This is a genomic window from Streptomyces venezuelae, from assembly GCF_008642275.1.
Classification (GTDB): Bacteria; Actinomycetota; Actinomycetes; order Streptomycetales; family Streptomycetaceae; genus Streptomyces; species Streptomyces venezuelae_E.
The window spans coordinates 1,334,162-1,347,452 of the sequence record NZ_CP029189.1 but is presented as its reverse complement, the minus strand read 5'-3'; the positions used below and the strand labels follow the sequence as shown (position 1 = coordinate 1,347,452).

The 13,291-nt window shown below is 69.8% G+C and carries 14 protein-coding genes; all 14 read left to right on the top strand.

The features are described 5' to 3' along the window. The first annotated feature begins 8 nt into the window (after positions 1-8). The 14 genes from DEJ51_RS05360 (at position 9) to DEJ51_RS05295 (ending at position 13,288) form a co-directional block, all read left to right on the top strand. Positions 9-1,613 carry a GMC family oxidoreductase gene (locus DEJ51_RS05360; RefSeq protein ID WP_150256548.1) on the top strand — a complete coding sequence of 535 codons (1,605 nt, stop codon included), beginning with the start codon at positions 9-11 and terminating at the stop codon, positions 1,611-1,613. After that, the gene (locus tag DEJ51_RS05355; protein ID WP_150256547.1) at positions 1,606-2,217 is read left to right on the top strand and encodes a DJ-1/PfpI family protein; all 612 of its coding nucleotides are present in this window, start codon (positions 1,606-1,608) and stop codon (positions 2,215-2,217) included. The genes DEJ51_RS05360 and DEJ51_RS05355 overlap by 8 nt, the downstream gene beginning before the upstream one ends. Then, a complete protein-coding gene (locus DEJ51_RS05350) occupies positions 2,217-2,654 on the top strand; it encodes a VOC family protein (protein ID WP_150256546.1) in 438 nt (145 codons plus the stop codon). Before DEJ51_RS05355 ends, DEJ51_RS05350 begins: the two co-directional genes overlap by 1 nt. A 3-nt stretch (positions 2,655-2,657) precedes the next feature. Beyond that, a complete protein-coding gene (locus DEJ51_RS05345; protein ID WP_150256545.1) occupies positions 2,658-4,478 on the top strand; it encodes an AGE family epimerase/isomerase in 1,821 nt (606 codons plus the stop codon). A 37-nt stretch (positions 4,479-4,515) separates the two neighbouring features. Next, positions 4,516-4,860: an STAS domain-containing protein gene (locus DEJ51_RS05340; protein WP_150256544.1), complete on the top strand. Its 345-nt coding sequence runs from the start codon at positions 4,516-4,518 to the stop codon at positions 4,858-4,860. Beyond that, a complete protein-coding gene (glgX, locus tag DEJ51_RS05335) occupies positions 4,857-7,004 on the top strand; it encodes a glycogen debranching protein GlgX (protein ID WP_223835680.1) in 2,148 nt (715 codons plus the stop codon). The genes DEJ51_RS05340 and glgX overlap by 4 nt, the downstream gene beginning before the upstream one ends. 16 nt (positions 7,005-7,020) lie before the next feature. After that, the gene (locus tag DEJ51_RS05330; RefSeq protein WP_030008825.1) at positions 7,021-7,332 is read left to right on the top strand and encodes an STAS domain-containing protein; all 312 of its coding nucleotides are present in this window, start codon (positions 7,021-7,023) and stop codon (positions 7,330-7,332) included. Further along, positions 7,329-7,802 carry an ATP-binding protein gene (locus DEJ51_RS05325; RefSeq protein WP_223835679.1) on the top strand — a complete coding sequence of 158 codons (474 nt, stop codon included), beginning with the start codon at positions 7,329-7,331 and terminating at the stop codon, positions 7,800-7,802. The genes DEJ51_RS05330 and DEJ51_RS05325 overlap by 4 nt, the downstream gene beginning before the upstream one ends. Further along, positions 7,784-9,040 carry a PP2C family protein-serine/threonine phosphatase gene (locus DEJ51_RS05320; RefSeq protein ID WP_150256543.1) on the top strand — a complete coding sequence of 419 codons (1,257 nt, stop codon included), beginning with the start codon at positions 7,784-7,786 and terminating at the stop codon, positions 9,038-9,040. Before DEJ51_RS05325 ends, DEJ51_RS05320 begins: the two co-directional genes overlap by 19 nt. Then, complete coding sequence (locus DEJ51_RS05315; protein WP_150256542.1) at positions 9,041-9,796, top strand: MinD/ParA family protein; 756 nt, start codon at positions 9,041-9,043, stop codon at positions 9,794-9,796. Between the two features lie 70 nt (positions 9,797-9,866). After that, positions 9,867-10,607 (top strand): type 1 glutamine amidotransferase domain-containing protein, encoded by a 741-nt coding sequence (locus DEJ51_RS05310; RefSeq protein ID WP_150256541.1) that lies wholly within the window; start codon positions 9,867-9,869, stop codon positions 10,605-10,607. 29 nt (positions 10,608-10,636) lie between these two features. Next, positions 10,637-12,121, top strand: coding sequence for an aldehyde dehydrogenase family protein (locus DEJ51_RS05305; RefSeq protein ID WP_150256540.1), 1,485 nt, complete (start codon positions 10,637-10,639; stop codon positions 12,119-12,121). 61 nt (positions 12,122-12,182) lie between these two features. Further along, the gene (locus DEJ51_RS05300; protein ID WP_150256539.1) at positions 12,183-12,809 is read left to right on the top strand and encodes an NADPH-dependent F420 reductase; all 627 of its coding nucleotides are present in this window, start codon (positions 12,183-12,185) and stop codon (positions 12,807-12,809) included. Between the two features lie 2 nt (positions 12,810-12,811). After that, the gene (locus DEJ51_RS05295; RefSeq protein ID WP_317852343.1) at positions 12,812-13,288 is read left to right on the top strand and encodes a (2Fe-2S)-binding protein; all 477 of its coding nucleotides are present in this window, start codon (positions 12,812-12,814) and stop codon (positions 13,286-13,288) included. Positions 13,289-13,291 lie beyond the last annotated feature (3 nt).

Genomic DNA, 13,291 nt, shown 5'->3' with positions numbered 1-13,291 from the left:
GGGGATCCGTGAGCGTCGAAGAGTACGACTACATCGTCGTGGGATCCGGCACCGCCGGCAGCGTGCTGGCCGACCGGCTCTCCGAGGACCCGGACGTCTCCGTCCTGGTCCTGGAGGCGGGCGGCTCCCGTATCCCGCCCGAGGTGGACGACCCGTCCTCCTGGTACAAGCTCCTCGGCGGGCCGGTGGACTGGGGCTACACCAGCACCCCGCAGCCCGGACTCGACGGCCGCCGTACGTACGAACCGCGCGGCAAGGCCCCCGGCGGCAGCAGCAACCTCTACATCATGATGCACATCCGGGGCCACGCCTCGGACTTCGACAACTGGGCCTACCAGGGCGCCGCCGGCTGGTCCCACGAGGACGTACTGCCCTACTTCGCCCTGCTGGAGGGCCAGGAGGACGCCACCGCCGCCACGACCGGCACCCGGGGCCCGCAGCGGATCACCAACGCCGGGCGGCACGGCCCCAACCCGGTCTCCCGCGCCTTCATCGACGCCGCCGTCGAGCTGGGCCACCAGGAGATCGACGACTTCAACACCGACGGCCCCCGGCGCGGCCTGTTCGGCACCGGCTGGCACCACATCGACGTGGCCGACGGCCGCCGCCAGGGCGTCCTCGCCGCCTACCTGGAGCCTGCCCTGCGGCGCGCCAACCTGACCCTGCGCACCCACGCGCAGAGCACCCGGCTGCTGGTCGACGGGGACACCTGTACGGGCGTCGAGTACGTCCAGCTCCAGCCCCCCGCGGAGTTCCCCGGCCGCACCGTCCGGGACGGCCACAGCACCCCCGCCGCGCCCGGCCTGCACACCGTACGGGCCCGCCGGGAGGTGATCGTGGCGGCGGGGGCGATCGAGTCCCCGAAGCTGTTGCTGCTTTCCGGCATCGGCCACCCCGAGCAGCTGCGCGAGCACGGCATCGAGGTCACCGCGGCCCTGCCCGGGGTCGGTGAGAACTTCCACAACCACGTCCTGACCGGGCTGATGGCCGAGGTCACCCAGGAGCTCCCGCCGCCGGCGCAGAACCTGTCGGAGAGCGCTCTATTCCTGGCCTCCCGGCCCGGGCTGCCCGCCCCTGACCTGCAGATCGCCTTCGTCCACGTGCCGTTCGACGTGATCGTCGGCCAGGACCACCCCAACACGGTGTCCATCCTGCCCGGAGTCGTCCGGCCCGTCTCGCGCGGCTGGATCAGGCTGGCGAGCGCCGACCCGCTGGCCCACCCGCTGATCAACCCGAACTACCTGGGTGACCGGTGGGACCTGGAACGGATGGTGCAGGGCGTGAAGATCGCCCGGGAGCTCTTCGCGACCTCCGCCTTCTCGCCCTGGTACAAGCAGGAGCTGCAGCCCGGCCCCGGGTACGCGAGCGACGACGACCTGCGGACCTTCGTGAAGCAGAAGTCGGAGAGCTACCACCACCAGGCCGGGTCCTGCCGCATGGGCGTCGACGACCTCTCCGTCGTCGACCCCGAGCTGCGGGTGCACGGCGTACGGAACCTGCGCGTGGTCGACGCGAGCGTGATGCCCGCCGTCCCGTCCGGCAACTGCCACACCGCCATCGCGATGATCGCCGAGCGCGCGGCGGACTTCCTGAAGGGAGCCTCCCGTGTCTGACGCGGTGCTGCGCGAGGGCGCGCTGTCCGGGACCCGGATCGCGGTCCTGGTCGAGAGCGACTACTACGAGCCGGAGATCTTCTACTACCAGCGCCGCTTCGCCGAGGAGGGTGCCGAGGTCGACTTCCTGACCCGGCTGTGGGGCAACGACTCCATCACCTTCACCGGGCACGAGTACCGGGCGCCCTTCACCGCCACGCAGTCCCTGGAGGGACTGAGCGACGACGACCTGCGGCGCTACGCGGCGCTCATCGTGCCCTCCGGCATGGTGGCCGACCGGCTGCGCCACACCGAGGACGTGGACGTCCTCGCTCCGGCGACCGAGCTGCTGCGCCGGGCCTTCGAGGAGCCGACGGTCCTCAAGGGGATCATCTGCCACGGCATGTGGCTGGCCTCCTCGATCCCGGACAGGATCCGCGGCCGCAAGGTGGTCTGCCACAACAACCTCATCGGTGACGTCCGGAACATGGGCGGCGAGTACGTCGACGAGGACGTGGTCGTCGACGGGGACCTGGTCACCGGCCGCACCGGCGCCCACCACCACCTGTTCGCCCGCCGGATCATCGAACTGGTCGCGGCCGGCCGGGGCCGGGGCGCCGGCTGATGGCCGCCGGGCTGCGGTGGTCCCACGTGGGCCTGAACTGCACGGACCAGAAGACCACCGAGGAGTTCTACACCCGCTACTTCGGCTTCACCCGGGCCCGGGTGGTCGACCTCGGGGAGACGCAGATCGTGTTCCTGCGCAAGGGGGACGCGTACCTGGAGCTCTTCGCGGCGGGCGACACCGGACCGGCCCGGCAGGCGAACGGCGACGGTCCGCAGGCCCCCGGCCGGATGCGCCACCTGGCCTTCCAGACCGACAGCGTGGACGCGTTCCTGGCGGAGCTGGGCGACGCGGCGGAAGTGACCCTGGGACCACTGGACTTCGACGACTTCATCTGCGGCTGGCGGACCGTGTGGGTCCGCGATCCCGACGGGGTCGTCGTCGAGGTCAGCCAGGGGTACGAGGACGACGGCTCTCACGACAAGGACGGTGCGTGACCCATGGCTGACGCCGTGACCTTCTCCTTCTCCGACACGATCGCGGGATACGTCACCCGCTTCGACTCCGGGGCCCGGCTGCTGAGGCTGAAGACCTCCGACGGGCGCGAGTTCGAGGTCTCCCTCGCCGGTGCCCCGAGCGCCGAGCTGGTCCGCAACCTGGACGAGCCCTACATCGACGCCTCGGGGCACATCGACGAGATGCTCTCGCCCGGACGGTTCCTCTTCGTCTACGGGGTCCACTACCCCGAGAGCGGCGGGCGCTTCGACGCCAAGCGGCTGGTCTTCCTGGGCCGCGGGGCCGAGGACTACCGCTTCGAGGAGCCCAGCTGGTGGATCAAGCAGATCGAATCCCTGGCCGACTTCTACAAGCGGGCGCAGTTCGGCGACGGGCCGGTGGACTTCACCGAATACCGCACCGAGATCCGGCTCGGCGGTGACAAGACCGCCAGCCACGTCCAGGAGACCGACACGATCTCCCGCCTGGTCTACGGCATGGCCTCGGCCTACCTGCTGACCGGCAAGGACGAGTACCTGGAAGTCGCCGAGCGCGGCACCGAGTACCTGCGCAAGCACATGCGGGTCGTGGACAGCGAGGAGGACGTGGTCTTCTGGTACCACGGCATCAGCGTCGACGGGGACAGCGAGCGCAAGCTCTTCACCTCGGAGTTCTCCGACGACTACGACGCGATCCCGATGTACGAGCAGATCTACGCGCTGGCCGGCCCCATCCAGACGTACCGGGTCACCGGCGACGTCCGGATCAAGAACGACGCGGACGCCACCATCCGGCTGTTCGACAAGTTCTTCTTCGACCCGGAGCAGGGCGGCTACTACTCCCACATCGACCCGATCCTCTTCAGCGCCGACCACGAGTCCCTCGGCGAGAACGCCGAGCGCAAGAACTGGAACTCGGTCGGCGACCACGCGCCCGCCTACCTGATCAACCTGTACCTGGCGACGGGCGACCAGAAGTACGCCGACTTCCTCGAATACACCTTCGACACCATCGCCGACAAGTTCCCGGACTACGAGAACAGCCCCTTCGTCCAGGAGCGCTTCTTCCGCGACTGGTCGCACGACACCGCGCACAGCTGGCAGCAGAACCGCGCGGTGGTCGGCCACAACCTGAAGATCGCCTGGAACCTGATGCGGATGAACTCGCTGAAGGCCAAGCCGGAGTACGAGCAGCTCGCCAAGAAGATCGGTGAGATCATGCCGGCCGTCGGCAGCGACGTGCAGCGCGGCGGCTGGTACGACGTCGTCGAGCGGATCAAGGACGGCGACCAGGAGGCCTACCGGTTCGCCTGGCACGACCGCAAGGCCTGGTGGCAGCAGGAGCAGGCGATCCTCGCCTACCTCATCCTGAACGGCACGGTCGGCGGCGACGCGAACCTGCGCGAGGCCCGGCAGGCCCAGGCCTTCTACAACACCTTCTTCCTCGACCACGACGAGGGAGCCGTCTACTTCAACGTGCTCGCCAGCGGTACGCCGTACCTGCTCGGCACCGAGCGGCTCAAGGGCAGCCACTCGATGTCCATGTACCACTCGGCGGAGCTCTGCTACCTCTCCGCCGTCTACAACAACCTGCTCGTCAACGGCCGGGAGATGGACTTCCACTTCCAGCCCGACCCGACGAACCTGCCCGACCGCGTCCTGCGCGTCTCGCCCGACCTGCTTCCCGCCGGTTCGGTGCGGATCGCGTCCGTGGAGATCGACGAGAAGCCGTACACCGACTTCGACGCCGACGCACTCACCGTACGGCTGCCCGACGTCCAGAGTCGGGTGAAGGTCAAGGTCCGGCTGCGCCCGGTGACCAAGTAGCGCTCAACGGGGGGCGCCCCAACCAGAGGGGAACGCAATGACTCTCAACGTCAAGGAACGCCGGAACAAGACGGGCACCGTGCTCGTCGCCACCGGCGAGATCAACAGCGAGACGTCCGGCTCGCTGCTCCAGGCACTGCTGCCGCTGGTCCGCGAGGGCAAGCCGCTGAAGATCGACCTCACGGCGGTCACCTACGTCTCCAGCGCCGGCCTGCGCACCCTGCTCGTGGTCTACCGCGAGGCGCAGCACGCCGGCGTCGCCGTCACCCTCTACGGGGTGAGCGAGGAAGTCCGGTTCGTCATGTCGGCCACCGGCTTCCTCGACTTCTTCGAGACCGGCGAGGCCGTCGCGGCGACGGCCAAGGCCAAGGCCGCGCGATGACCGAGACCCGGTCCGAGCAGGTGCTGCGCGTCGACGCGTACCCGACCCACGAGGTGGGCGGGTACCGCGTCCGCGCCGGCAAACCGTTCCCCTTCGGGGCCAACGTGGTCCCCGGCGGGGTCAGCTTCTCCGTCTTCTCCGACCAGGCGACCTCCATGACCCTGGTCATCTTCAAGCGCGGAGAGCCCGAGCCGATGGCCGAACTGGAGTTCCCCGAGGAATTCCGCACCGGCAGCGTCTTCGCCATGACCGTCTTCGGCCTCGACCACGAGAACATCGAGTACGGGTACCGGGCCGACGGCCCCTACGACCCGGTCACCGGCCACCGCTTCGACGCCCGGCAGGTGCTCTCCGACCCGTACGCCCGCCTCATCGCCGGCCGTGACGTGTGGGGCGTGGAGCCGGACCGCAGCCGCGGCTACCAGTACCGCTCCCGCGTCTGCCTCCAGGACTTCGACTGGGGCGACGACACTCCGCTGGGCATCCCCGCCGAGGACCTCGTCGTGTACGAGACCCATGTGCGCGGATTCACCCGGCACCCCTCCTCGCAGGTGACCGCACCCGGCACCTTCGCGGGGCTGCGCGAGAAGATCCCGTACCTGAAGGAGCTCGGGGTCAACTGCATCGAACTGCTGCCGGTGTTCGAGTTCGACGAGAGCGACAACCCGCGCACCAACCCGGAGACGGGCGAGCAGCTCTTCGACTACTGGGGCTACAACACCGTCTCCTTCTTCGCGCCCAAGGCCGGCTACGCGGCCACCGGACGCTACGGCATGCAGGGCGACGAGTTCCGCACCCTGATCAAGGACCTGCACGCGGCCGGCATCGAGGTCATCCTCGACGTCGTCTTCAACCACACCGCCGAGGGCAACGAGCAGGGCCCGACGATCTCCTTCAAGGGGCTCGACAACGCCACGTACTACATGCTCACGCCCGAGGGGTACTACTTCAACTTCAGCGGCACCGGCAACACGGTCAACTGCAACCACCCCGTCGTGCGCAACTACGTGCTCGACTGCCTGCGCCACTGGGTCGCCGACTACCACATCGACGGCTTCCGCTTCGACCTGGCGGCCATCCTCGGCCGGGCCCTGGACGGCACCCCGCTGCCCAACCCGCCGCTGCTGGAACTGCTCGCCTACGACCCGGTCCTGCGGCACACCAAGCTCATCGCCGAAGCCTGGGACGCCGGCGGCCTCTACGAGGTCGGCAACTTCCCGGCGTACGGCCGCTGGGCCGAGTGGAACGGCAAGTACCGCGACACCGTGCGCAGCTTCCTCAAGGGCGACCCCGGGGTCACCGGCGAGCTCGCCACCCGGATCGCCGGATCGCCCGACCTGTACGCCACCCGCGGCACCGCGGCCTCGGTCAACTTCCTGACCGCGCACGACGGTTTCACCCTCGCCGACCTGGTCTCCTACAACGACAAGCACAACGAGGCCAACGGCGAGAACAACAACGACGGCGCCAACGACAACAACAGCTGGAACTGCGGCGCCGAGGGGCCCACCGACGACCCGGAGATCAACGCGCTGCGCACCCGGCAGATGAAGAACGCCCTCGCGATCCTCTTCACCAGTCAGGGCATCCCGATGCTGCTGGCCGGGGACGAGGTCGCGCGCACCCAGCAGGGCAACAACAACACCTACTGCCAGGACAACGAGCTCTCCTGGTTCGACTGGGACCAGGTCGACGACAACGCCGAACTGCTCCGGTTCACCCGGGAGATGATCGAGTTCCGCAAGCACCACCGGGAGCTGCGCGCGACCGCCCACCCCACCGGCCGGGTCCGCGAGCACCTGGGCCTGCCGGACATCAGCTGGCACGGGGAGCGGGCCTGGCAGCCCGACTGGTCGGCCGAGAGCCGGCTGCTGGCGGTGGCCCGCTGCGGCACCGGCGACGACGACGTGGTGTACGTGGCCATGAACGCGCACTGGGAGTCGCACGACCTGGAACTGCCCGCCCTGCCGGGAGGCCGGAGCTGGCACCTGTTCGCCGACACCGGGGCCGAGGCACCGTACGACATCCGCACCCCCGGAGCCGAGCAGGAACTGGACAACGCCGGGAAGTACCTGATCGGCCCGCGCTCGGTGGTGATCCTGGTGGGCCGCACGAACGCTTCCGACGAGCACGACACGCCCTGACCGAAGGAGACCTGACATGCCGCTTTCCGTGTCCCTGAGCATCGAGGGCGACACCACCGTGATCGAACTGACGGGCGAGCTGGACGCCAAGACCGCGCCGGACTTCCACAGGACCATCGAGAAGGCCGCCGGCCACGGCACCCAGACCGTCGAGATCAGGATGGCGGGCGTCGGCTACATGGCCAGCGCCGGACTGCGCTCCCTGGTGTTCGCCCAGCAGAAGGTCGCGAACGACGTCACCATCAAGGTGGTCGGCGCCATCGAGCCCGTGTCCCGGACCATCCGGACCGCCGGGCTCGACCGCAGCATCGTCCTCTCCGATGAGTGACCACCGTGACTGACATGGTCGAACTGGCGAGGACGTCCTGCGTCATGGAAGTGCCCGCGACGGTGGGGGCACTGGGCGACATCGCCTCGTTCGTCCTGCGGCTGGCCGGGGCGGCGGGCCTGGACAAGGGCGCCGCCTACCGGCTCCGGCTGGCCGTGGACGAACTGGCCACGAACATCGTGATGCACGGGTACCGGGGCGGTGACGGACGGATCACCGTCCGCGGCCGCTCCGGCCCGGGCGGGGTGCAGATCGTCATCGAGGACTGCGCACCCCCCTTCGACCCCGTCGAAGGCCGCCTGCCGCCCGCCCCCGGGGTCCCACCCGAGGAACGGCGGATCGGCGGCCTCGGCATCCACCTGGCGCTCACCAGTGTGGACGAGTTCGGCTACGCGCACAGGGACGGCCGCAACATCAGCACCCTGACTGTGAAGGCTGAGGGGACGGACCCATGCCCTCCACGACCGTGATCATCCTCGACGCGTACCCGCTACCGCCGCCCGAGCTGCTCGACGCTCTGCGGACGATGGACGCGGCACTCGTCACCCGCTCCCTGACGGAGCTGCGCGAAGGCGCCATGGAACTGCTGCCCGTCGCGGACGTGCTGCTCGCCCCGGCCGAGTCCGACGGGGAGGCGGTGCGGATGGCCGTACGCCGGCTCCGCCGCTGGGCCGGGGCCCCCATCGTGGTCGTCTGGACGGTGACGGAGTTCGCCGCCCTGGAGGAGCACGTCCGGATCGGGCACGACTACCTCGTACCGCCCTTCCTGCCCGCCCTCGTCGGGGCCCGGCTGCACAGCTGCTCGGAGCGCGCCGGACTCGGCCGCACCCTGCGGGAGGCCGACGCCCGCGCCGAACTCATGGGCTACGAGAAGGAACTGGAGATCGGCCGGGAGATCCAGGCGGGCTTCCTGCCCGAATCGATGCCCGTCCCCGACGGCTGGGAGATCGACGTGCGGTTCCGTCCCGCCCGGCAGGTCGCCGGAGACTTCTACGACGTCTTCGAGATCTCCCGCGGCCGCCGGCTCGCCTTCGTCGTCGCCGACGTCTGCGACAAAGGGGTCGGAGCCGCGCTGTTCATGGCGCTCATCCGTTCCCTGCTGCGGCACACCGCGCAGAACAGCGGCCTGCAGCACCTGGTCGCCGGACGCGCCGGCGGCAGCCGGCGGATCCCGGTCGTCGGCGCCACCCCGCTGCTCAACGCGGTCACCGCCACCAACGGCTACCTCACCCGCAACCACCTGAGGCAGGGCTACTTCGCCACCCTCTTCTTCGGGGTGCTCGACCCGCTCACCGGCAGCCTCGTCTACATCAACGGCGGCCACAACCCGCCCCTGCTGCTGCCGGCCGACGGCAGCCCGCCCGTCGCCCTCCACATCACCGGACCGGCCGTCGGGATCCTGCCCGACTGCGTCTACACCCTCGGCTACGCCCAGCTCGACCCGGGCGACACCCTGTTCGCGTTCACCGACGGAGTCCCCGAGGCCCGCTGCCCGAACGGCAGTTTCCTCGGCGACGACAGGATGCTCGAACTCCTCGCCGGTCCGGCGGCCAGCGGCAAGGACGTGGTCGACCGGATGGACTGGGCGGTGCGCGAGCACACCGGCACCGCCGAACAGCACGACGACGTCACCATGCTGGCCCTGCACCGGCCACGCGCGGCGCGGGGGCCGCACGCGGACGGCGCCGGCACCCGGGTGGTGGCCTAGATGACCCGCACCATCGTCGTGCACTCGCACCGCGGTGGGACGGGCAAGTCCTCGGTACTGGCGAACCTCGCGCTGCTCCTCGCGGCCGAGGGGCGCCGGGTGGGGCTGGTCGACACCGACATCCAGTCGCCGACCCTGGACCTGCTGTTCCGCCTGGGGCCCGGCGCCTCCCTGACCGACTACCTGCTCGGGCGCTGCGAGATCGAGACCACCGCCCAGGAGACGGGCGCGTTCCCCGGTCAGGGGGGTCTGTACGTCGTACCGGCCCGGACCGGGACGGCCGCCCTCCGCGAGATCATGGGCGGCGGCTACGACGTGGGGCTGCTACCGGAGGGCTTCGACCGGCTGGCCGCGCACCACGCCCTCGACGTGCTGCTGCTCGACACCCACGCCGGGCTCAACAACGAGTCGGTGACCGCCATGGCGAGCGCCGACGTACTGATGATCATGGCGCGGGCCGACCGCATCGACCTCTCCGGGGTCGAGGAGACCATCGCCCTCGCCGGACGCCTCACCTGCCGGCGGACCCTGGTACTGAGCATGGCCCCCGAAGGCATCGACCGGGAAGCGGCCCGCAAGCGCTCCGAGGCGGTCTACGGGGCGCCACTGGCCGGAATCCTTCCCTACTCGCCGGAAATGGCGGCTCTGTACGGGGAGCGCATATTCGCCGAAGCTCACCCCGACCACCCCCTGGTCGGTGAATTCCGCACCATCATCTCGGCGTTGGACGCACGTGACGAAGTATCGCGGGCCTGACGTCATCCCCCTTACGCCCCCTGCGGGTGGCGTGTTGAATCGGCAGCGAATCCAGAACAAGGAGAGAATCATGAAGATTCTCGTCGTCATGACGGCCAAAGCCACACTGCATCTGCTCGACGGCGAACAGCACCCCTCGGGATTCTGGGCCGAGGAATTCGTCGTTCCCTTCACGCTCTTCAAGGCGGCCGGCCACGACGTGGACGTGGCGACGATCGGAGGCCGGGCGCCGACGGTCGACCAGACCAGCATCGACCCCCAGTTCCTCCAGTGGGTCCGCCCCCAGGGTTCGCCGGACGAGGACGCGGCCAACGCCGCCGAGTACGTCCGGGTCATCGAGAACACCCCCCAGCTGAGGACCCCCATCGCCCTGGAGACCCTCACCGAGAAGGACATCACGGACTACGACGGGGTCTACGTCAGCGGCGGCCACGGCGCCATCGGCGACCTCCCCAAGTCCGACGAGCTCGCCCAGATCCTGCGCTGGGTCATCGCCCAGGACAAACCGCTCGCCACCGTGTGCCACGGCCACACCTCGCTGCTCGCACTGCGCGACGGCGAAGGCCGCTGGCCCTTCGAGGGCTACCGGATGACCGCCTTCTCGCACAGCGAGGAACTGGTCACCAACATGGCCGGCCGGCTTCCGCTGATCCTGGAGGTCGAACTCACCCGGCTCGGTGCCCGCTACGAGAAGGCCGAAGCGATCTGGGACTCGCACGTGGTCGTCGACCGCAAGCTGACGACCGGCCAGAACCCCTACTCCTCCAAGGCCCTCGCCGAGACCTTCTTGAGGCAGCTCGCGAAGGGCTAGACCCCCGCACCCGAAACCGGAAGGCAGCCATGACCAAGCGTGAGCTGAGCGGCCAGCCCCTCGACAACCCCGGGAAACTGTTCATCGGCGGCGCCTGGGTCCCGGCCCGGGACGGCCGAACCGAACCGGACATCAGCCCCGTGGACGGACAGGAGATCGTACCGGTGGCCCAGGCGGCCGCCGCCGACGCGGACGCGGCCGTGGCCGCCGCCCGCACGGCGTACGAGGAAGGCCCCTGGAGCAGACTGTCCGCCCAGGAGCGCGCGCTGCGGCTGAACCGGGTCGGTGAGCTCATCGAGCGCGACCTGGAGGAGATCGCCCTGCTGGAGACCGTGGACATGGGCAAGCCGTTCGCGTTCTCCAGCACGGTCGACGCCCCCATGGCCGCTCAGCTCATGCACTACTACGCCGGGGCCGTGACCCGTGTCGACGGATCCTCGCGCGCCCCGGCCGGCGGCCAGCTCGCCTACACCCTGCGCGAGCCGCTGGGCGTGGTCTGCGCCATCACCCCGTTCAACTTCCCGCTGCTGCTGTCGATGACGAAGATCGCGCCGGCACTCGCCGCGGGCAACACGGTGGTCCACAAGCCCTCACCGGCCACCCCGCTGACCGCCCTGAAGATCGCCGAGCTGTTCCAGGAGGCGGAGATCCCCGACGGGGTGCTGAACGTCATCACCGGTCCGGGCGTGGAACTGGGGGAGACCCTCACCGGCCACCCCGACATCGACAAGATCGCCTTCACCGGCTCCACCTCGGTCGGCCAGACGATCATCCGCAAGGCGGCCGGCACCCTGAAGAAGGTGACGATGGAGCTCGGCGGCAAGTCTGCCAACATCGTCTTCGCCGATGCCGACCTCGACGCCGCCGAGGAACTCGCCTTCTTCGGCATCTACTACAACAAGGGCGAGATCTGCACCGCCGGCTCCCGGCTGCTGCTCCAGCGCCCCATCCACGACGAGATGGTCGAACGCCTGGTCCGCCGGGCCGCCGACCTCAAGCCCGGCGACCCCCGCGACCCGGCCACCCTCTTCGGACCGCTGGCCCACCGCGGACAGTTCGACAAGGTCAGCTCGTACATCGAGGTCGGCGAGAAGGAAGGCGCGGTCCTGCGCACCGGCGGAAGCGGCTGGACCCCCGAGGGCGCCTCAAGCCAAGGCCTGTACTTCCTGCCGACCATCTTCACCGGCGTCGACAACAGCATGCGGATCGCCCAGGAGGAGATCTTCGGCCCGGTCCTGTCGATCATCCCCTTCGACACCGAGGAGGACGCCGTCCGCATCGCCAACGACAGCGCGTACGGCCTCGCCGCCGGCGTCCACACCAAGGACCTGCGGCGGGCCCACCGCGTCGCCTCGCAGATCAAGGCCGGCACGGTCTGGGTCAACTGCTACAACCAGTACGACCCCGCCGTGCCCTACGGCGGTTACAAGGCCTCCGGCTACGGCCGCGAGTGCGGCCCCGAGTCGCTGGAGAGCTACACCCAGACCAAGTCGGTCTGGATCGGCATGGACTGAGAGCGCGATCGCGACCGAGACCGGCGACCGCGAGCGACACACCCATTCCCGAGGAGCGGCAATGCGGACAGGCATCATCGGCACCGGGCGGATCGGCTCGACCCTGGCCAGGATCCTCGTGGCGGCAGGCCACCAGGTCGTCCTCGCCAACGCCCGGGGCCCGCAGACCCTCGGCCCGCTCGTGGCCGAGCTGGGACGGGCGGCCTCGGCGGCGCACCCCGCCGAGGCCGCCGACCGGGCCGAACTCCTGGTGCTGATGGTGCCCTTCGAGCGCGTCCGCGGGCTGCTCCCGCCGTACGCCGTGCAGGACAAGGTGCTCGTCGACGCCACGAACGCGTTCGGCGGCCCCGGCACCCCCGCCGACCTCGGCGGGCGCGGCTCCAGCGACCTGGTCGCCGAGTGGTACCCGGACGCCCAGATCGTGAAATCCCTGAACACCATGCATTTCGAAACCCTCGCCGTCGCCGGGACCGCCGCCGGAACCACTCCGGGAGAGCGCCTGGCACATTTCACGGCGGGCGACGACGGGAAATCGAAGGAAATCGTCGCGGGAATCATCACGGATCTGGGATTCGCACCCGTGGACACCGGCCCGCTGCACTCCGGAGGAATTCTCCAGCAGCCCGGCGGGCCCCTTTTCAACCGGCCGCTCACGGAAGCGCAGGCGCTGGCATGGATATCACACTGAACGTGAACGGAAGACCCGAGCAGTTCGCGGCGCAGCCGAACGAACTGCTCGTGGAACGGCTCCGCGACGGCCTCGGGCTGACCGGCACCAAGGTCGGCTGCGACACCGGCCAGTGCGGAACCTGCGTCGTCCGCCTCGACGGCAGGTCGGTCAAGAGCTGCCTGGTCCTGACCGCGTCCGCCGCCGGCGGCGAGGTGGCCACCATCGAGGGCGAGACCACCCGCGGCGGTGAACTGTCCGGCCTCCAGGAGGCACTGCGCCAGGAACACGGCACCCAGTGCGGCTTCTGCACCCCCGGCATGGTCATGGCCCTCGGTGAACTCGTCGAGAACGCCGCGGACCGAGAGGCCCCCACCGAGCCCGAGATCCGCGAGTGGCTCACCGGCAACCTGTGCCGCTGCACCGGCTACCACAGCGTCGTACGGGGCGTGCAGCGCGCCTGCGCCACCGCCCGCTCCGCTGCCGGACAGGAGGTGTGAGGG